This window comes from Thorsellia anophelis DSM 18579 (assembly GCF_900111395.1).
In the GTDB taxonomy this organism is placed as follows: domain Bacteria; phylum Pseudomonadota; class Gammaproteobacteria; order Enterobacterales; family Thorselliaceae; genus Thorsellia; species Thorsellia anophelis.
This window is the reverse complement of record NZ_FOHV01000045.1, coordinates 1-16,749: the sequence shown is the minus strand read 5'-3', so window position 1 is coordinate 16,749 and position 16,749 is coordinate 1. Positions and strand designations below refer to the sequence as shown.

The 16,749-nt window shown below is 36.0% G+C and carries 27 protein-coding genes and 1 tRNA gene; 22 read left to right on the top strand and 6 right to left on the bottom strand.

Annotated elements, in window-relative coordinates:
- The 3 genes from BMW37_RS14235 to BMW37_RS14225 all read left to right on the top strand — a co-directional run.
- A partial coding sequence (locus BMW37_RS14235; RefSeq protein WP_218139540.1) for a hypothetical protein occupies positions 1-381 on the top strand: 381 nt, incomplete at its 5' end.
- Between the two features lie 205 nt (positions 382-586).
- Positions 587-1,012 carry a hypothetical protein gene (locus BMW37_RS14230; protein WP_093322544.1) on the top strand — a complete coding sequence of 142 codons (426 nt, stop codon included), beginning with the start codon at positions 587-589 and terminating at the stop codon, positions 1,010-1,012.
- Between the two features lie 377 nt (positions 1,013-1,389).
- On the top strand, positions 1,390-1,587 hold the full coding sequence (locus BMW37_RS14225; protein WP_093322541.1) for a hypothetical protein: 198 nt from the start codon (positions 1,390-1,392) through the stop codon (positions 1,585-1,587).
- On the opposite strand, the gene BMW37_RS14220 is transcribed toward BMW37_RS14225, so the two are convergent.
- Positions 1,555-1,797: a hypothetical protein gene (locus BMW37_RS14220; RefSeq protein ID WP_093322539.1), complete on the bottom strand. Its 243-nt coding sequence runs from the start codon at positions 1,795-1,797 to the stop codon at positions 1,555-1,557. The genes BMW37_RS14225 and BMW37_RS14220 overlap by 33 nt on opposite strands.
- Before the next feature lie 211 nt (positions 1,798-2,008).
- Between BMW37_RS14220 and BMW37_RS14215 the strand changes: the two genes are divergently transcribed.
- From BMW37_RS14215 to BMW37_RS14135, 19 genes are all read left to right on the top strand, one after another.
- Positions 2,009-2,272, top strand: a complete 264-nt coding sequence (locus BMW37_RS14215; protein WP_093322536.1) for a hypothetical protein — start codon at positions 2,009-2,011, stop codon at positions 2,270-2,272.
- On the top strand, positions 2,256-2,498 hold the full coding sequence (locus BMW37_RS14210; protein WP_093322532.1) for a hypothetical protein: 243 nt from the start codon (positions 2,256-2,258) through the stop codon (positions 2,496-2,498). The genes BMW37_RS14215 and BMW37_RS14210 overlap by 17 nt, the downstream gene beginning before the upstream one ends.
- A gap of 54 nt (positions 2,499-2,552) precedes the next feature.
- Positions 2,553-3,197 (top strand): DUF1281 family ferredoxin-like fold protein, encoded by a 645-nt coding sequence (locus tag BMW37_RS14205; RefSeq protein ID WP_093322530.1) that lies wholly within the window; start codon positions 2,553-2,555, stop codon positions 3,195-3,197.
- Between the two features lie 42 nt (positions 3,198-3,239).
- Positions 3,240-4,214 carry a hypothetical protein gene (locus BMW37_RS14200; RefSeq protein WP_093322527.1) on the top strand — a complete coding sequence of 325 codons (975 nt, stop codon included), beginning with the start codon at positions 3,240-3,242 and terminating at the stop codon, positions 4,212-4,214.
- 221 nt (positions 4,215-4,435) lie between these two features.
- A complete protein-coding gene (locus BMW37_RS15235; RefSeq protein ID WP_177168689.1) occupies positions 4,436-4,594 on the top strand; it encodes a hypothetical protein in 159 nt (52 codons plus the stop codon).
- Entirely contained in the window at positions 4,588-4,797 is a 210-nt protein-coding gene (locus BMW37_RS14195) for a hypothetical protein (RefSeq protein ID WP_093322524.1), read from the top strand. The genes BMW37_RS15235 and BMW37_RS14195 overlap by 7 nt, the downstream gene beginning before the upstream one ends.
- Positions 4,794-5,609 (top strand): PD-(D/E)XK nuclease-like domain-containing protein, encoded by an 816-nt coding sequence (locus BMW37_RS14190; protein WP_093322522.1) that lies wholly within the window; start codon positions 4,794-4,796, stop codon positions 5,607-5,609. Before BMW37_RS14195 ends, BMW37_RS14190 begins: the two co-directional genes overlap by 4 nt.
- The gene (locus BMW37_RS14185) at positions 5,602-6,552 is read left to right on the top strand and encodes a RecT family recombinase (RefSeq protein ID WP_093322519.1); all 951 of its coding nucleotides are present in this window, start codon (positions 5,602-5,604) and stop codon (positions 6,550-6,552) included. The genes BMW37_RS14190 and BMW37_RS14185 overlap by 8 nt, the downstream gene beginning before the upstream one ends.
- 48 nt (positions 6,553-6,600) lie before the next feature.
- A complete protein-coding gene (locus BMW37_RS14180) occupies positions 6,601-6,801 on the top strand; it encodes a hypothetical protein (protein WP_093322515.1) in 201 nt (66 codons plus the stop codon).
- Position 6,802: 1 nt separating this feature from the next.
- Positions 6,803-7,576: a hypothetical protein gene (locus BMW37_RS14175; protein WP_093322512.1), complete on the top strand. Its 774-nt coding sequence runs from the start codon at positions 6,803-6,805 to the stop codon at positions 7,574-7,576.
- A gap of 84 nt (positions 7,577-7,660) precedes the next feature.
- On the top strand, positions 7,661-7,975 hold the full coding sequence (locus tag BMW37_RS14170) for a hypothetical protein (RefSeq protein ID WP_093322510.1): 315 nt from the start codon (positions 7,661-7,663) through the stop codon (positions 7,973-7,975).
- A complete protein-coding gene (locus tag BMW37_RS14165; RefSeq protein ID WP_093322506.1) occupies positions 7,972-8,781 on the top strand; it encodes a DNA adenine methylase in 810 nt (269 codons plus the stop codon). Before BMW37_RS14170 ends, BMW37_RS14165 begins: the two co-directional genes overlap by 4 nt.
- A 172-nt stretch (positions 8,782-8,953) precedes the next feature.
- Positions 8,954-9,211: a hypothetical protein gene (locus BMW37_RS15005; RefSeq protein ID WP_177168688.1), complete on the top strand. Its 258-nt coding sequence runs from the start codon at positions 8,954-8,956 to the stop codon at positions 9,209-9,211.
- Positions 9,208-9,378 (top strand): hypothetical protein, encoded by a 171-nt coding sequence (locus tag BMW37_RS15230; protein ID WP_177168687.1) that lies wholly within the window; start codon positions 9,208-9,210, stop codon positions 9,376-9,378. Before BMW37_RS15005 ends, BMW37_RS15230 begins: the two co-directional genes overlap by 4 nt.
- Positions 9,379-9,441: 63 nt before the next feature.
- Complete coding sequence (locus BMW37_RS14155; RefSeq protein WP_143047676.1) at positions 9,442-9,780, top strand: helix-turn-helix domain-containing protein; 339 nt, start codon at positions 9,442-9,444, stop codon at positions 9,778-9,780.
- On the top strand, positions 9,761-10,183 hold the full coding sequence (locus BMW37_RS14150; protein ID WP_093322496.1) for a hypothetical protein: 423 nt from the start codon (positions 9,761-9,763) through the stop codon (positions 10,181-10,183). Before BMW37_RS14155 ends, BMW37_RS14150 begins: the two co-directional genes overlap by 20 nt.
- A gap of 9 nt (positions 10,184-10,192) precedes the next feature.
- Positions 10,193-10,615: a single-stranded DNA-binding protein gene (gene ssb / locus BMW37_RS14145; RefSeq protein ID WP_093322494.1), complete on the top strand. Its 423-nt coding sequence runs from the start codon at positions 10,193-10,195 to the stop codon at positions 10,613-10,615.
- A 54-nt stretch (positions 10,616-10,669) separates the two neighbouring features.
- Entirely contained in the window at positions 10,670-10,984 is a 315-nt protein-coding gene (locus BMW37_RS14140) for a hypothetical protein (protein WP_093322491.1), read from the top strand.
- A gap of 69 nt (positions 10,985-11,053) precedes the next feature.
- Positions 11,054-11,284: a hypothetical protein gene (locus BMW37_RS14135; RefSeq protein WP_093322489.1), complete on the top strand. Its 231-nt coding sequence runs from the start codon at positions 11,054-11,056 to the stop codon at positions 11,282-11,284.
- Positions 11,285-11,336: 52 nt separating this feature from the next.
- On the opposite strand, the gene BMW37_RS14130 is transcribed toward BMW37_RS14135, so the two are convergent.
- The 5 genes from BMW37_RS14130 to tnpC all read right to left on the bottom strand — a co-directional run bounded on the left by BMW37_RS14130 (position 11,337) and on the right by tnpC (position 16,063).
- Positions 11,337-12,323, bottom strand: a complete 987-nt coding sequence (locus BMW37_RS14130; protein ID WP_093322486.1) for a tyrosine-type recombinase/integrase — start codon at positions 12,321-12,323, stop codon at positions 11,337-11,339.
- Between the two features lie 151 nt (positions 12,324-12,474).
- A tRNA-Arg gene (locus BMW37_RS14125) sits at positions 12,475-12,549 on the bottom strand.
- Between the two features lie 213 nt (positions 12,550-12,762).
- Positions 12,763-13,092 (bottom strand): hypothetical protein, encoded by a 330-nt coding sequence (locus tag BMW37_RS14120; protein ID WP_093322483.1) that lies wholly within the window; start codon positions 13,090-13,092, stop codon positions 12,763-12,765.
- Between the two features lie 446 nt (positions 13,093-13,538).
- Positions 13,539-14,297: a SapC family protein gene (locus BMW37_RS14115; RefSeq protein ID WP_093322480.1), complete on the bottom strand. Its 759-nt coding sequence runs from the start codon at positions 14,295-14,297 to the stop codon at positions 13,539-13,541.
- A gap of 251 nt (positions 14,298-14,548) precedes the next feature.
- Positions 14,549-16,063 (bottom strand): IS66 family transposase, encoded by a 1,515-nt coding sequence (gene tnpC / locus BMW37_RS14110; protein ID WP_093322478.1) that lies wholly within the window; start codon positions 16,061-16,063, stop codon positions 14,549-14,551.
- Between the last annotated feature and the right edge of the window lie 686 nt (positions 16,064-16,749).

Here is a 16,749-nt window from a genome sequence, read left to right as displayed (position 1 = left end):
GGGGGGGGGGTAACTAAATGGAATAAAGGACAAAAAATGATTCAAGGAAAATATAAAAACCAAAATTTACTAGACTTTATAGCTTTACGCGCATCTGAGATGGTTTCTTTTGGTGTTATTTGTGCTGGTTTTTTGTTCCTTTATTTTACTTTGTTTGAAAATTATATAGTTCTAGCCATGGCTTCAGTTTTTGGCTATCTTCTATTTGCTTACATCGCTATTACTCGTTGTATTAAAGAGGCCTATTATTTTTACAAAGATAACGACTCCTGTAGTATAAGATTTAAAATTTTTATCGTATCTTTGTTTTTAGTCGCTGGTTTCATAGGTGTATTAGCAATTACAGGAAAACCTGCTTTCATGACTTTATTTAATAAATAAATCAATTAGAAATTGATAAATCAGCGTATAACCCAGAAGAAGCAGATCTTGATGAGGCTGAAATTATTAATAGGACTGTGAATTTCTCTTTGATTCTTTAGTTTGACAATGAGATTTAAAATTCAATTTATATGAGTTAATAACAAATATAAATAGTTAGGTTAATGTTTGTTTGTATACTAAAACTGTCTAAGGAGTAATAAATATGAGCAACGAACAAAATGATGATTTACCCGCAACAAAATCAATTAAACCTGAAAAAATTACGAACCAAACAAAACAAGAAATGAAAAAAAAAGTTAGTGAATTGTATGACCGCGATGTAAAGTCTGCTTCATTAAAAGATGGGAGTTTGATAGATATACAAGACAAAGAAAATTATTCTGTTACTCAAAAAGGTCGTCATGATGTTTATGAGGACGGAATTAATATCACACTTACCCCTGATACTAATTTATCTAGAGAAGAAGCCGTTGAAAAGTTATCTAAGTACCCAATAACTCAAGAAAAAATAGCCGTCATTTTGGGTGTATCCCAATCAACCGTCTCAAAAATAAACACAGGTCAAACATTAGTAATAGAAGATATGAGTGTTGATAATACGCCAAAAGCAGGAAGTGATGATGCTTAAATTATGGAATTTGTATTTTTGAATTAATTTAGTATAGCCACCTACACACGGTGGTTTTTTTATGTCCACAATTCCCCACCGCCCTCAAAAATTCGTGATCTAACTCACGTTTACAAAAATTCCTCAATACTCAAATCATATACAAATCAATTAAATAAAACAACATGTATTAAATTTACAATAAATTAGTACATTATGTATTTACTTATATAAATACATAATGTACTATTCATAGCATAAAGCAACCCACTGCTTTCGCTCTTTAACAAATCGTATAACAGTTTAACAACGGTGAGATCTACCGGCTGGGCTTCGGCTAAGTGCTTGAGCATACGCATGGTGCGTGTGTTGTATAACCAATTTATATTGAGGTGACTATGGAAGATCAAACTCAAGTAGCAAAATTAGTATTAACCCTTGATATAAGTGAGCTAAGAAAGTTGCTTGAAGAAATTGAGGCAACAAAAATTTGCTGTAAGTGCTGTCAAGTTGCACAAGCAGAAACCTCCAGCACCATTAAAAGCACTGGAGTTATTTATGCACTAGGAATCAATAATCTTAGTGATAGAGTCTAGCCTCTCAATTAAATGATTGATCGCTTGTTGTGCGGTTGGTGAGCTTTGATTAATGCTTAAATTACTTTTCAGTGATTTTTGAACATTTAATTTAAATTCTGGAAAAGCTACAGTCAATATATTCACCATTTGCACATTCATTAATTCTAAAGCATCAATTTTAAGAGTTAGCTCTTCAATATTTTTTTTAAGTTCTACATTAGTTTCCATAATAATTTTCCTCTAAGGTTGTTGGGATCTTGAGGATAGCACAGCCGCCTGATGTGCATAAATAACCAGGCACTTTAATTGTGATAAAAGTCATGCTTATGTAAATGCATTTATGAGTGTATTTAGATAATCATTGACGGGGGTTGGTGATTAGTTCGCTGTTAGTATTTTTTGTTGGCCCACTTCGGTGGGCTTTTTAATGGGGATTTATATGAATAACTTTTATATTGAAGAAGTAATCGACTACATGGGTAGAGCTGAGAAAGGTACTCTAATTGCTGCTGATAATGTTACAGCAGCCAAGAAAGCAGCATCAAAGCTAAAATCGATGCGAAAAACTATTTTATGCCTGTATAAAGTTACAGATACAAATACAAGAAACTGCAAACGAATTGCGGTTCTATCTGATAAAACTTGGCGAAATATTGATTCAAGCATGAAATACAAAGGGGTTTGGAATGAAGCTAAAATCTAAGGCTCGCTTGAAACGAGATGCTAAAAAAGCAGACGCGCTATTCAAGCACAAATCACAGAAGCAAGTTGATAGAGTTGAGAAAGCTGTTCAGCTTGCTGATTTAGCGTTAAGAGACACAGTAAGACCAGAAGCGAGAATTAAAAGTGATCGCCCTATTCCAAATTACATTATCAATGCAAACGAGATTAATCGGTTGGGTTGGTACCAAAAATCAGTATTTGCATAATCAAACGAACCGCCCTCGAGGCGGTTTTTTTTCGCCTAAAATAAGGAGACCAGCATGCCAAATCATGTTAAAAATATTATTGAATCTAGCGAAGTAGTTATCCAATCTCTTTTAAATGACGAGGGGTTTGTTGACTTTAATAATGTGCTAAAGATGCCTGAAATACTAGAAAATACAGCCTCTGGGAGTATTACACCTCATGCAAAAGGTGTTTTTAAGGGCGTGATAACTGAAGAGTATTTGCTAAAGAATGAATACACTCAAAAGCAAGTAGCTGAAATAATGCTTTCTGTACAAGCAAAGAAAGAGACTGGTTATTACAATTGGTATGAATGGAAAATTAAAAATTGGGATACCAAATGGAATGCATATGACCAAGCTCTTGAGAAGAATACGCCGACGAGTGTAACTTTCGATACCGCATGGGCTCACCCATTAAAAATAATCGAAGCGCTTTCATTAAAATTCCCTGATGAAAAAATCACAGCCAAATTTGCAGATGAAGATTTAGGCTCAAATTGTGGAACTTATACTATCCAAAACGGCAATATGCTAGAACAAGATATTGCACCATCATGGTCAGAACAATCTGAACAAGACAAGAAAAAATGGACTGCGTTTGCATTCAAAATTAAACACCCAGATGAAGACCCTAAAGAATATGGGTATGACGATAATTGGGATTACATAGACGATTAATTTACAGCCCTCACACCGAGGGCTTTTTTATTGGAGCAAATTATGACTACTGAAACTATTGAAACAAACGCAACTGTTTCTAATTTGGAAACGGTTGAGATTAACGAAGTTGATATCGTCCAAGCATTAACTGTTTTGCCGGAGCAAAAAACAGCATTGGACGTATTCAAAAATGAGAATAACGAAGCTGAAATCATTTTAAGCAGAGTTAAGGATCATTTTAGTTCGCTTGTATTTGATATGAACACGGCTAAAGGTCGTGCTGAGTGTCGCGCTCAAGCGGCTTTAATCCGAAAGATTAAGGCAAAAATGGAAGAAATCGGCAAAGCTGAGGCAGCTGAATTGAAACTTCTACCGAAGAAAGTTGATACAACACGTAATTTCTTCAAAGATAAATTTGAGGAATTAGCGATTGCCGTGCGTGCGCCTTTAACCGCTTATGAAGCCGAAGAGGAACGCAAAAAAGCGGAAGAAAAAGCCAAGAAAGAGGCTGAGGAGCTGAAAAAAGAAATTGAGCGTTGTCATGAAGAGGCACTCCAAATGAACGAGCTTTTCGACTTGAAACGTGAACAAGAAAGAGTAAAAGCTGAACAGGATAAGAAAGCAGCTGAAGAAAAGTTACAACGAGAAGCAGAAGATAAAGCTAGAGCTGAAGCTAAATATCAAGCTGATTTAAAAATTCAAGAAGCTGAAAATGATAAGTTGCGTGCTCAACAAAAGGCGGCTGAAACTGAAAGAAAGACTCAAGAAGCAATTGATGAGGCTAATAAAAAGGCGCAAGCCGAAATTGCTCGACTCAAAAAAGAGCAAGAGGATGCTGAAAATGCTCGGTTAGCTAAAGAAAAAGCAGAGAAAGAAGCCGAGGATGCTAGAAAGGCTAATGAAGACCACCGGAGGACGATAAACCGCGCGGCAGTCGTAAGTTTGGAAGATCAAGGTCTGGATTATGACACAGCAGTCAAGATTCTAAAGGCTATCGTTAAAGGTGAAGTAGCTCATGTAACAGTAAATTATTGAGGTACTTATGAAATTCAAAATTGATAAACAGTTCCTTTATTTGTTTTTAAATGGCGGTCTTCATCCTTTCTCTAACACTGATGAGGGTTTTGCGGACATGTTTGATTTGTATCTGCATCACAAGGTGAACACATGATTAGAGATATCGTCCTATCCCTTGCGGTCGCCAGTGCGACTGCGTCTTGGTTGAATCTAGCTCTTTTACTTTTAGGAGTAGGCCTATGATTGTAATTTACGATAAATCAAAGCACGCAAATTTCATTCAGGCACTCAAAACAGGCGATTACATCATTTGTCGAGTTAATACTGTTGTAAACACGCTCGAAAAATCAGGTTTTGAGCGTCCAGAATGTTTAATTAGCGAGGGGGAATCATGCTAATGAAAATCAATGATGAGCGAATCATCGAGAATCGCTCGGAAGAAATAGCCGTGAATCTTACTGAGGCAATCGAAAGTTCAATAGGTGAATCGCTTGATAGTTATCCGCTTGAGATTCGTCAACTACATGATGAATTCACATCTAAACTAGCTGATTTCAAAGCTAAGAAAGATTTCAGCGAATTCAAAATGGAGTCGGCATGAAAACTGGTATCTATGACAATTTGTCAAACGAGGAGTATCACTCAAGCGAGGGCATATCCAAGTCGCAGCTAGATTTGATTGCGGTATCCCCAAGCGTCTATTTATGGAACAAGAAAGCGCCTGTTGATACTGACAGGCTAAAGGCTTTTGACATGGGTACAGCGCTTCACTGCTTGCTACTTGAGCCTGATGAGTTTGAAAGCCGATTCGTTTTTGCACCAAAAGTCAATCGCATGACCAAAGCAGGTAGACAGGAAGAAGCCGAATTCATCAAGGAGCACCAGCAAGCCGGCATAACAATCATGACTGATGAGGAATACAAGAAATTGATGCTGATGCGCGATTCTGTATTCGCTCATCCAGTTGCTAAGAAATTGTTAGAAGCTCAGGGGCATAGTGAGCGTTCGATTTATTGGCAAGACGAAGAAACAGGAGAAACCTGTCGAGCTCGCTTTGACCGTCAAATTGAGAACGCGCCAATAATACTGGATGTTAAGAAAACAGCTGATATTAATCGTTTTATGTACAGCGTTGAGGACTATCGCTATCACGTTCAAGACGCTTACTACTCGCACGGCTACCATGAAATCTTTGGCGAATGGCCAAGATTCGTTTTCTTAGCTGTCAGTGAAACCATTAACGGCGGCAAATACCCTGTTCGAGTATTTGAACTTGAGCAGGATTGGAAAGACGCAGGCTCAATGCTGTGGCGTCAAAACTTAAGAACACTTTCAGAAGCTAAGCAAAATAATGCTTGGTTTGATATTGAAGAATTAACAATGCCGTACTCGGCTAGGAGAAAATATGAATAACGTAACAACACAAACTCAAGGTACTGCAATGAGCATGTTTATGCCGTCCAACTTCGGTGAATTGCAAAGATTTGCTGAAATTATGGCTTCAGGAAAAGCTACACTGCCTACTCATTTAATGGGTAATCCATCTGACTGTATGGCTATTGCAATGCAAGCTATGCGTTGGGGAATGGACCCATTTGTCGTAGCACAAAAGACCCATTTAATTAATGGTACTTTGGGTTATGAGGCTCAACTCGTAAACGCTCTAATTAATTCAATGTCGCCAACAAAAGACCGAATTAATTATGAATGGTTTGGAAATTGGCAGAAAGTAATCGGTAACTTTGTTGAAAAAATGTCTCAAAAAGGGAATAAATATATTGCGCCTGGTTGGGCTTTGGCTGATGAAAGAGGATTAGGTGTTCGAGTCTCTGCAACTATGAAAGGCGAAAGCGAGCCGCGAGTGCTTGAGTTACTTTTAAGCCAAGCACAGGTGCGTAACTCAACATTGTGGGCGAGTGACCCTAAACAGCAATTAGCGTACTTAGCAGTTAAACGCTGGGCGAGATTACATTGCCCTGAAGTATTGCTTGGTGTTTACACTCCAGACGAACTTGAGCCAGAAAGTAACGAAATCAAGGATGTAACCCCACGAGCTGAAACAGTCAACAAAACAAAATCAGTTGATGAATTGCTGACTGGAGTAACTTCTGATGTTATCGACCACGAAACTCAAACTGTTGTGGAGGAAATCAATCTTGATGACCGCCTATTAAAATTCTGTGAGCATATCATCACGATTGGCGACATTCCAACGCTAGACAAAATCTACAGCAAAGCGGCTGCTATTTTTGCCAATTCGTCTGAGCATTTAGACAAAGCCAGTGAAGCTTATAGCTTGCATAAATGCGACTTGCAGAACGCAATGCAAGACCAAGATGACGGTATTCCAGTATAACCACTAGCCCCGAAAGGGGTTTTTTAATGTCAAAAATTGGGAGTAGTTATGTTTATCACGTTAACAACAGGTACACACGAAGATGCAAAGATGAGAGTGAATGTTAATCATATCGTTTCTTATGTCAAATTTAGCCGTGAAAGTTATACTCAGTTAGTCACATCAGAAATGCAAGCTAACGATTATTCAGCAGTAAAAGAAACCCCAGAAGAAATCGACATGCTAATCAAACAAGCGATGGAGACATAAAATGACTGAATTACCCAAAATCGGTTGGTATGTTGAATTACCTGATGATAAAAATCATATTGATTTAGATAAGTTAAATAAGGCTTTAAATAAAGAATATGAATTTTATTATGAAAACGGAGTTGATAAGATTTGTAAATATTACGCCGTTAAATCCAATACATGCATTTGTTGTACAGATTATTTTGAATACGTTAAGCATTTAGAAAACGTAACACATTTATTCTTATATACTCTCGACAATTTGCCTGAAAAATGGTTTGTTGAATATTCTGATGAAATTGATTTAGATTTGTTAAGGGAAAAACTAAATGGTGAGTATCAAGGCATTCACAATTATTATGGGATAGGTAAAAAATATCGATCCTCACGCCAAATTGAATACTTTGATGATTGCATAAACCTAACCCACCTATTCAAAAAACAGGAGCAAAAAATGGAAACAATCGAAATCGACAGCAAAAAGTATCGCTTAGTACCTGAACAAGCTAATTTCAAAAACTGTGACATAGTAATGAAAGACGGCAAAGAATATGAGTTCATAGGATACTACGAGGCTGATGTAATTCTTCGTGAATGTATCAAGGGAGAATTATCTCAGCATGAAAACGTAGGACTTTTCAAACTCGAAGAAATCAAAACCAAGATTTGGCATTATGCGATTTATAGAGACGAATACGGTCTTTGTCATTCAGATTTTTACTCTCCTGAAGAATCATTGAGTAAAGATTATCCTAATGCCATAGAATACCGCACATTCGAAGAACAACTCTAACCACCCTAGCGTATAAATACAGTCTTATGCGCTTCACCGTATGCCCTTATGGGCTTTTTTTATGCCTGTGATTTGGGGGAATTGATGATTTTAAAAATAGAAATGAGCTTTGAGCAATTTAAACAGTATCACCAAAACTTGATTGATGACGGCACTTTTACCGAGGGCGGCTTGAAACTAATTTATGAGGATATTGATAAAAATTGGGGCTTTCATGATTACCTCGATTTAAGTCAAACACCATTGGTCAGCTTATATAGCGAGGTTCAGCAAAAAGGTAAGAAATTCGATTTAAAAGAAGTCGCGGCAATCGCTGGTTGTATTGATGTAGGCAAAATTATTGGTTTTGTCATTGAAAGCGAATCGATTGTTACAAAGAAAGATAAGGAGGATGAATGAAGCATCCTGCAGTCAGGTACCACGGTGGCAAGTTTAGATTGGCTAAGTGGATTATCGGTCACTTTCCAGAACACCGAATTTACGTTGAGCCTTTCGGCGGCGCAGCTAATGTTTTACTTCAAAAAGAACGTTCATACTCAGAAGTCTACAATGATTTGTCATCTGATGTAGTCAATTTCTTTCAGGTGCTACGTGATGAAGCTAGTAGAAATAAATTAACTGAATTATGCGCTTTGACTCCTTACTCACGAGCTGAGTTTTTACATGCCTATGATGATGCAGACGAGCCAATCGAATTGGCCAGACGTTTTGTTATTCGCGCTTGCATGGGTTTTGGCAGTGCGAGTGGCAGTAAAGGCGCGTCAGGTTTTAGATGTGACAGTAAACGTGCGTATGCGACTCCAGCGCACCTTTGGGCGAGGTTCCCTAGCAATTTTCAATCTGTAGCCGAAAGATTACAAGGGGTAATTATCGAAAATAAAAACGCTATCGATGTGATAAAAAAACACGATACGTCAGAAACATTGCATTACTTAGACCCACCCTATTTGCACTCGACTCGAGTAATGACTAATCGCAGATGCGACCATGAGATGACTGAGTCAGAGCATGTCGAACTATTGCAGTTAGCTAAGCAGTTGAAGGGTTCTGTTGTGATTAGTGGCTATGAATCTGAATTGTACAACGACTTATTAAATGGATTTGACAAGTTCACTAAGACATCACGCATTAGTGCGTATCGCGGTACCAAAGTTAAACAAGAAGTTTTATGGGTTAAGAGGTGTGACTATGCAATACTTCTATAATTTTGTTCGATTGTTTAGGTTAAGGGTTTTGTGCTCGGGCTTGTGCTTTACATTGTTGTTCTATTTGTATCTTTTATTTTTATTTATCACTGTAATACCAATTTATGGGCTAATTAAATTTTTAAATTTGTTTTTAAGAGCTGATGAATTGGTTAATTGGGTTAATTACAATTTGGAACTAATCATTCCAAGTCGCACAGCATTAATCGATGATGACATTATTGTTAAATTGCCATGTTATGAAGTTGAACGTTTTGATTATTCAAGTGATGAAATTCTAAAGGGGATTGCCAATCACTTAAATACTAGCGTTTTTAACATTGCTCAAACATCATTTTATGAGGATAAAGCCATTAATGACTTTTTTTGTAATTCAAGAACAAAAAAGAATGTTATTAAGGTTTGGTTATTTAAAGAGGTGAAACGATGAAAACAATTCTAATCATCATGTTATTGGGTTTAGGAAATAACCAAGACACAATCCACAACATTGAATTTGATTCAGTGGCTAGTTGTGAAACAGCAAAGGAGCGAACGATTAATGCTATTAGTAAAAATTATAATCGGAGTTATTTTGTTTATTGTGTTGAAAAATAATCTAAAAAAGTAACAGAAACGGCGCCAATGGCGCTTTTTTTATATCTAAATTTTGAGGTAACTATGAGCGATTTAAGAAATGCGCACCTTTATAACTTTGGAGGTAGTCTTACCGAATGGGGTAAGAAAATTCGAGCCTTACGCATACGTAAAAATGTCCTACTAGGTGAAATGGCTAAAGATTTAAATGTTAGAACAAGCTATCTGAGTGGCGTTGAATGCGGACGTAACCCACAAGAGCCAGAGTTTATGAAGCGTTGCGAGGATTATTTGAACGCTTTACCAGAAAGCGGCGAGTGGTCAGAGCCTAGCGACTTTGATTTAGATAATCGCAGAAAAAGCTTTGATGAATTGATGAAAGAGATATTTGAGGAGGTTAATCATGGAAATAACCCAGCTTAAGAATGATTATGATTTATTCATATTTGAGGGTGATATTGCTACTTCAATCGAGTCTTTAATTTCTATGATTGTATGGCAGACGCAAAATGGTTACAACTGTGCTGGATATGAAATTGGTTGCTTAAAGAAATCACAAGTAAAAGATGCTTTGTTTAAAGCAAAAGCTGATTTTGATAGTCCACTTGGTTACTTTATTAATAATAAATCTGATGTTTTAGATGAAATCAATAAGATGATTGTCGAGTTAGATTTAGATGCGGATTACTATGATGACAATAATTGTGTTTATGATTTTATCTATTATCACATGAAACACGAGTCATTTGAAATTGCATCTCATTTTTTTGATGAGTACGATGAACTAATTGAGTTTGATTATAATCAAATTGAAATTTTAAATTAGAGGCAAAACATGGCAAGTAAAGGCGTGAATAAATGTATTATCCTTGGCAACTTGGGGCAAGACCCTGAAATAAGACGTACACAAAGTGGCGACCCTATTGCTACATTGAATCTGGCCACAAGTGAAACTTGGCGAGATAAGCAAACAGGCGAGGAAAAGTCAAAGACTGAGTGGCATAGGGTAGTAATATTCGGCAAATTGGCTGAAATCGCCGAGAAGTACTTGAAGAAAGGCTCGCAGGTGTACGTTGAAGGGCAGTTACAAACTCGTAAGTGGCAAGACCAACAGGGAGTTGAGCGCTATACGACTGAAATTATCGTTCAGGGTTTTAACGGCACTTTGCAGATGGTAGGTGGTCGCAGCGAGCAAGGGCAACAGTCAAGTCAAGGCAATGACAACTATACGGACTATAGTGGGGATATTCCTTTTTGAATGATGTGTGTTAATATGAATTTATTTACACTTTAAATTTAATAGGAGTTTGAAATGATTAAATCTCAAAACCAACCACTTAAAATCACATATACATCTACCATGCTAACTATTGAAAACACCTTAGATAAAGAGCTATCAGTCGATATAGTTGGTAATAATGAGGACTTATTCGAACTGGTACCTTCAGTTGATTCATTTGTGGAATTAGCTAGTAAGGGTGTTATCCCCCCTAAGTATAAAGATTCATTTCAAATATCAAATTCTGATGAATTTGATGAGCTAGGTGATTATTTTATTAGTGTTGCATATTCTGTAGGTTCATTAAAATATCATACCAAAATAAGCATACCGCCTTTTGAAAGATAAATTTAATATGCAAACAAATTATGTAATAAAGCCACCAATTAGGTGGCTTTTTTTATTTGAGGATAAATTATGACTTATACACTAGAAGATTTTGAGCTAGAAGAATTGCTAGCTAAGGCTGCTGAAAAGGGAGCTAAACGAGCATTTGAGACTTGGGCGCTGTACAACCTCAAAGACGCTTGCGTAAAATTGGGTGTCTCTTACCCTACTTTAAAACGGAAAATTTTAGAGGGGAAAATAAAAACAGTGGATGGAAAAATCACAGGTGCTGAAATTTTAAAGTACTTAAGGGCCTGTTAATGTGGGTGAGCAACTGCAAACTGACTTATCTCTAGTTTGCAGTGTCATTTAATTATGTATTCAATAAGTCCGCAATTGTCGAAGCATGTGGGTTATAGTAAATCATAGCCATGCGAGGGTCAGTCCAACCGAACATTTTACATAAATCTAATACATTCAATTTTTTACTTAGCATTGTAGCTGCTGTATGTCTAGTATCGTGCCACGTAAATCCACTTAAGCCGGCATAATCACGATATCGCCTAAACATAGTATCAAGAGTTTGTTTTTTAAGTCCAAAAACTGATTCATCATCCCAACCTTTCATCTTATCAATGATTTTTTTTGCTTTTTTAGACAATGGCACAACTCTTGGCTTGCCGTTTTTCGTCATGGGTAAATATGCGTAATTTTCGTGTACATTATTCCATGTCAAAGAGCAAAGCTCCCCTGCCCTCATACCTGTTCGCAGTGCAAGCAAGAAACAATGTGCAATTGAATGTATGGCTGCTTGGGGTCTCTTTTTGTAATTGTATTTTAATGACCTTAACATCGCCTTGATTTCCCATATCGTCAAAACTCTATCTCTATGTTTGGGCGATGGCGGCTTTCGAATATCTTTTACAGGATTATTTATAATCCAACACCAATCAATCCTAGCGACTTCAAATATTGATGATAATAGCGATAAATCACGAAGTACTGTGCCAGCTGAAACAGTTTTAAGGCGATGATCCCTAAATGTTGATATATGGTTTGTATTTATCTCACAAATTGGTAAATCCATCGGTAGGTTTTGAGACTCAAGATTAGCGACTCTTAATTGCTCCCACCTTGGGTTGCTTTTACCCTTGGTCATTTCGTTTGCGTACTTCCTGAACGCATCGCGTAATGTGTGTATTTCACCAGGTAATAGCTTTTTTTGATTGCGAATTTCAGTTTCTCGAAATGCGGCCCACTCTTGAGCCTCGCGTTTTGTTCTAAATGTCTTGGATTCCCTATGTTCTTTAATCTTTATATGTACTCGATACCCATTCTCATATTTAACAATACTAGCCATCACAACCTCTTTTGCGTAATCCCATGCGTAAATCGTGCGTAAATTGATGTTTAATATTATTCATTATAATGAAAATTAATTAAAAGGGGTTTTTATAAGTAGATGAAATTTTAATTATTTTTTAAAATTTTAAAAGAAAGTTAAAGTAGTATGGCGCCCCCAGCAGGAATCGAACCTGCAACTAGCCCTTAGGAGGGGCTTGTTATATCCATTTAACTATGGGGACACATCATGCATTATAAATTATTTAGACGGAAATTTCGATATAAAATCGATTTTATAATCTTGTTAGGTTACTTTTACAACAGTGTCTTATGTAATTTTGAATTATAAAGTCATAAACATGGGATAGCATAATTTAATTTTCATTATAGATATTAATAAATTACAATATAATTTTATGCACAATAATAATTCACCACTGATTAATCACTAATTTTCAATTTGATAACTCAGTACCGCCATCACTAATCCACTCAACCCACAAATTTCCAGAGTCAATATGAACGATACCTTCATTATTTGGCAATACATCAAACTGCTTTCTATAATCGATAAAATCTTCAATTAGCTTCCCCATTAATCGCCTAAAATCCGTAACACCGCGTTGTTCTAGGGGGACACTGTCGGAAAATTTCCACCGATAATGGCTACAATTTTCGTTTTCACGTAAAAACATTATTTCAATAGGATGCTGTACATAATCCTTAAATTGATTTGCCATGAGCTCTAACCTACTCGCCTCAAAATATTCATCAAATGCAGTCATTTTCTACTCCTTAATTCTTTAGCAATGTTAACACTTGGAACCTAATAAATACTATTGCATGTTTAAATTTAGTCAACTGATTTGAGCAAGTAATCATTGTTAAAATATAACCACTTTTTCTTGTTTTTTTTAAATCTTAACAATCAAATCTGCTTATCTAAATTTAATTATATACTCTAAACAAAGTAACTTTGTAAGCTTAGAAATCAACCATGACCGAATTTTAATAAATATTTGCATAAAAGTTTACCTAGATATTTCTATTTTTAATCAATTAGTTGGTGCAACCCCTTGGAACTAAAGAATCACCCCCTTTTTGGTTTTATGTTTTCAAGCTAACCATAATCGTGATATTGTTTAGTGGATTTATGCAAATTCAAAATAAACATCTATTGTTTTAATAGATGTTTATCACTTCGAGTTTAATTTATAGAGAATTTTATCATTTACTTACCATAAGATAATTCTAGCTTTCTGTTTTCTTCAAATAAAAGTTGCCAATTTTGTTGCGAGGCAATTTGCAACGTAATTAACGCAAGCCACCCTTTGTGCTGAAATTCATTAATAACGCTTTCAGATAAAGCTTGATATTTAGCTATATCAATTAAAGCAAATCCATCCACTTTGTGCTCCTTACCGCCTTCCTCTTTCATTGTTAAAGTATTTGGCGTTAATAAATTGTTTGCTTGCAAAGCCGCAATAAATTCTTGTGTAATTATAGCTTGTTGATGAAAATTTTCACAAAAAGCTAACGCAGTCTGAAGTAACGTTGTTTGTTCCCCTGTTTCTGTAAAAAGATGCCTATCTGCTGGTAAACTACTGTCTTTCATAATTACATTTTCAGCATCAATATCAACCGCTAAAAACTGTTTAGAGCCGGCTTCTGTCTTAGAATCAAAAAAAATAAATGGATAACGCCTTACATAAGCAGGAATATAAGTATTAGCTTTCCACTCTCCATTTTGCACAAAACAATTTTGGCCTTGTTTTATACCTAGTATTACAACAGCTGTAGGTGTATCTGATTGAGTAAAAACTATAGGATAATGTCTTATTAAAGGCATAAATTCTGAAGCAACAACAGGAATTGAAAGTGACTGCTCTGCAAATGAGTATTTTTGTTGTGTATCAATTGCTAATTCGGTGTGCGATTGCGTGTTAAGTACAACTGGGTTTTTATAAAATAATGGAAATGTATTTTGCATACAAAATTACCTTTGAGTCGATTATTGTTAGTATATTATGGTTTTTAATTGTTTTATGTGCTATTAAATTTTTAACATCAGAACAATACAGATAATGCAGCTTTAATTGATAAAATACAACCCTGCCTTAAATTTTAATTGATTAGTTGTTCACTTTAGCAACATTTCATTAAAATCTTTTTGCTCGCTAAACAATAAGCTCTTTTATTTTTTGTAAAAAATATTTTCCTCACTATAAAAAAAACTTGTAATTATTCAGGTGCCGGCATTTTATCAATAACATCCTGAATAAATTTTGGGTATGTATTATGCATGAATAAAGACTCCAATGCGGCAAAAACTGTAATGCCATGTTTTTGGCACGTAGAGATATAACTGCGTATGCGACAAAACATCTCAGCACCTTTCATTGAACGAAAACATCCAGAGATTTTCTGATGAATCTTTGTCATCCTTATATCTCGCTCACCTTGATTATTGGTAAAAGGTATCAACGTCTCTGTTATAAATCGCAAGACATCTTCAGGGTGCTTGATTAACCGTTCCAATAAATTTCGCGCTTTACTCCGTTTTACAACCCCTCTTTTAGGTTTTGCATGCTTTTCTAGCGAGACCGTAGGCGGTGGAGGGCATTCAATTTCAGCTTGCTTGAGGAGTGCTTGGTATTGTTGATGCACTTTTGCTTGACGTTCACTGGATAACATATCACCATTTGCTATAACTTCTGTATTAAGCTCAGTTAAAAATTGGTGCATTTTTTGTGCCCATGTTTGCCCATCTTGTTCATAAGCACGGAGTAATTCCCTTAAATGATGAGCGTTGCACAGCGAATGCTTTGCCTGCATATATTTAAAATAGGCACGCCAATAGTCATGGCTTACTACCCCCTCAAAATGCGGCAAGATGTTGATTTCATCCATGGCTTTATTCCCCCGTTTTTCATGGGGAACCATCAGTGTCCATAGTTCATTTGAAGTATTGTGCAGCCAAATTCTTTTTCCACCGACATTGATACCTGTTTCATCTGCATAGATCAGGTTACCGTTTATTAAAGCGTGCTTAGCTGCTTGTTCAAATCTGTCTAAACGTTTAAATGCCAACTCCTGAAAGTTATACAAGGTACCCTTGCTGATATTAACATTGTAGAGCTCATGAAAATGTTGTTGTAATCTGTCATAAGGTATTAGTTGAAAGATAGCCATGTAGACTGCATTTAATTTAATAGATGAACCGTATTGTGCTTTATGAGTGACACCTTCTGGAAAAGAAGCTATGAATATTTTTCCTTTAGAATTAATCACCACTTGAGCTTGGTACTCTCTGACTATTTTAGTGATCACAACTTCAGTGGTTTGCCTACGTTCCACGCCGATATCATGGTAGTCATCAGGGGGTAATGTTGACGTATCAACGGATATTTTTATGGTTTCATCAGGGTTATCGACTAACTCAAGCGTAACGCCCTGATGTCCTGATTGACCACCCTGTTTCTTTTTCGGAGAACCATCCTTAGTCACTTTACAATCAGGTTTAATCTTCTTGGTTTTCCTCTTATCTTGAGAAGGTGGAATACTGCTATTGAGGCAATTGAGACCGATTTGATTCGATAAATCAACTGTTAATTCAATGAAGGTATTAATGATATCAATTGCAGCTTTGAAATCACCATTATAGGACGACACAAATTCTCGAGCCGAACCAACTAATTGATTGGTGTTGGTTGCTTTTTTCGTCAACGTTTTGGTTAAGGTCGAGGTTGTATTCATGGTGCATAGTATACACCCTGTTTTTTTTGGCAAAAAAAGTGCTCATAAATGCGGTTTAGCGAGCTTTAAATTTTTTCCTCTCAGAGGGGGATGTATAATAATAGATTAAGGACTTAATGAGCTTTGGAAGATCGTTAAATGTGCAAATATTGAGACTCTAAAATAAGTAAGGGAAAACAGAAAAAACACTTAAAACCCCGTCAAGAACATTTACAAATCTAGTTTTGACGGGGATACCTGAATGGTTACAAAAACTTAATTAATAACACCTTACAGCAGCCCCATTAAATAATTAAATCTAAATAGCATAAATGCACAACTTTGAACAAACATCTTAAATCTGATATATATCGAGAGCTTTGCATTTATGCTCTGCATCTCGCTAGTTACATCAAAAATCTATTTTTTAAAAAATAGATTTTTGGAAAAATTTTTTTTCCTGTTTTTTTGATCATTTTTTTCAAAAAAAACACTTTTTTCGCGTATTTATAGGCATATTGACCCTTTTTTGTTCCATTTTTTGCCTTTTAGGCAAAATTTAGGCGTATTTAGTCTGTAAATCGTCTAGTTCTTTTTTAATTGTTTTGGCCCTCTGGAGATTTAAAACAATACAACGCAGCGTACAGCTTAGCGCATTTCTAACTAGCCCCTTATATCTCGCTTGTCCCATCCCAATGTGCATTTTT

Excerpts from the sequence above, each read along its gene's own strand:
- BMW37_RS14230 (WP_093322544.1), top strand. The coding sequence starts at position 587 with ATGAGCAACGAACAAAATGATGATTTACCCGCAACAAAATCAATTAAA.
- BMW37_RS14225 (WP_093322541.1), top strand. The coding sequence starts at position 1,390 with ATGGAAGATCAAACTCAAGTAGCAAAATTAGTATTAACCCTTGATATA.
- BMW37_RS14220 (WP_093322539.1), bottom strand. The coding sequence starts at position 1,797 with ATGGAAACTAATGTAGAACTTAAAAAAAATATTGAAGAGCTAACTCTT.
- BMW37_RS14215 (WP_093322536.1), top strand. The coding sequence starts at position 2,009 with ATGAATAACTTTTATATTGAAGAAGTAATCGACTACATGGGTAGAGCT.
- BMW37_RS14210 (WP_093322532.1), top strand. The coding sequence starts at position 2,256 with ATGAAGCTAAAATCTAAGGCTCGCTTGAAACGAGATGCTAAAAAAGCA.
- BMW37_RS14205 (WP_093322530.1), top strand. The coding sequence starts at position 2,553 with ATGCCAAATCATGTTAAAAATATTATTGAATCTAGCGAAGTAGTTATC.
- BMW37_RS14200 (WP_093322527.1), top strand. The coding sequence starts at position 3,240 with ATGACTACTGAAACTATTGAAACAAACGCAACTGTTTCTAATTTGGAA.
- BMW37_RS15235 (WP_177168689.1), top strand. The coding sequence starts at position 4,436 with ATGATTGTAATTTACGATAAATCAAAGCACGCAAATTTCATTCAGGCA.
- BMW37_RS14195 (WP_093322524.1), top strand. The coding sequence starts at position 4,588 with ATGCTAATGAAAATCAATGATGAGCGAATCATCGAGAATCGCTCGGAA.
- BMW37_RS14190 (WP_093322522.1), top strand. The coding sequence starts at position 4,794 with ATGAAAACTGGTATCTATGACAATTTGTCAAACGAGGAGTATCACTCA.
- BMW37_RS14185 (WP_093322519.1), top strand. The coding sequence starts at position 5,602 with ATGAATAACGTAACAACACAAACTCAAGGTACTGCAATGAGCATGTTT.
- BMW37_RS14180 (WP_093322515.1), top strand. The coding sequence starts at position 6,601 with ATGTTTATCACGTTAACAACAGGTACACACGAAGATGCAAAGATGAGA.
- BMW37_RS14175 (WP_093322512.1), top strand. The coding sequence starts at position 6,803 with ATGACTGAATTACCCAAAATCGGTTGGTATGTTGAATTACCTGATGAT.
- BMW37_RS14170 (WP_093322510.1), top strand. The coding sequence starts at position 7,661 with ATGATTTTAAAAATAGAAATGAGCTTTGAGCAATTTAAACAGTATCAC.
- BMW37_RS14165 (WP_093322506.1), top strand. The coding sequence starts at position 7,972 with ATGAAGCATCCTGCAGTCAGGTACCACGGTGGCAAGTTTAGATTGGCT.
- BMW37_RS15230 (WP_177168687.1), top strand. The coding sequence starts at position 9,208 with ATGAAAACAATTCTAATCATCATGTTATTGGGTTTAGGAAATAACCAA.
- BMW37_RS14155 (WP_143047676.1), top strand. The coding sequence starts at position 9,442 with ATGAGCGATTTAAGAAATGCGCACCTTTATAACTTTGGAGGTAGTCTT.
- BMW37_RS14150 (WP_093322496.1), top strand. The coding sequence starts at position 9,761 with ATGGAAATAACCCAGCTTAAGAATGATTATGATTTATTCATATTTGAG.
- ssb (WP_093322494.1), top strand. The coding sequence starts at position 10,193 with ATGGCAAGTAAAGGCGTGAATAAATGTATTATCCTTGGCAACTTGGGG.
- BMW37_RS14140 (WP_093322491.1), top strand. The coding sequence starts at position 10,670 with ATGATTAAATCTCAAAACCAACCACTTAAAATCACATATACATCTACC.
- BMW37_RS14135 (WP_093322489.1), top strand. The coding sequence starts at position 11,054 with ATGACTTATACACTAGAAGATTTTGAGCTAGAAGAATTGCTAGCTAAG.
- BMW37_RS14130 (WP_093322486.1), bottom strand. The coding sequence starts at position 12,323 with ATGGCTAGTATTGTTAAATATGAGAATGGGTATCGAGTACATATAAAG.
- BMW37_RS14120 (WP_093322483.1), bottom strand. The coding sequence starts at position 13,092 with ATGACTGCATTTGATGAATATTTTGAGGCGAGTAGGTTAGAGCTCATG.
- BMW37_RS14115 (WP_093322480.1), bottom strand. The coding sequence starts at position 14,297 with ATGCAAAATACATTTCCATTATTTTATAAAAACCCAGTTGTACTTAAC.
- tnpC (WP_093322478.1), bottom strand. The coding sequence starts at position 16,063 with ATGAATACAACCTCGACCTTAACCAAAACGTTGACGAAAAAAGCAACC.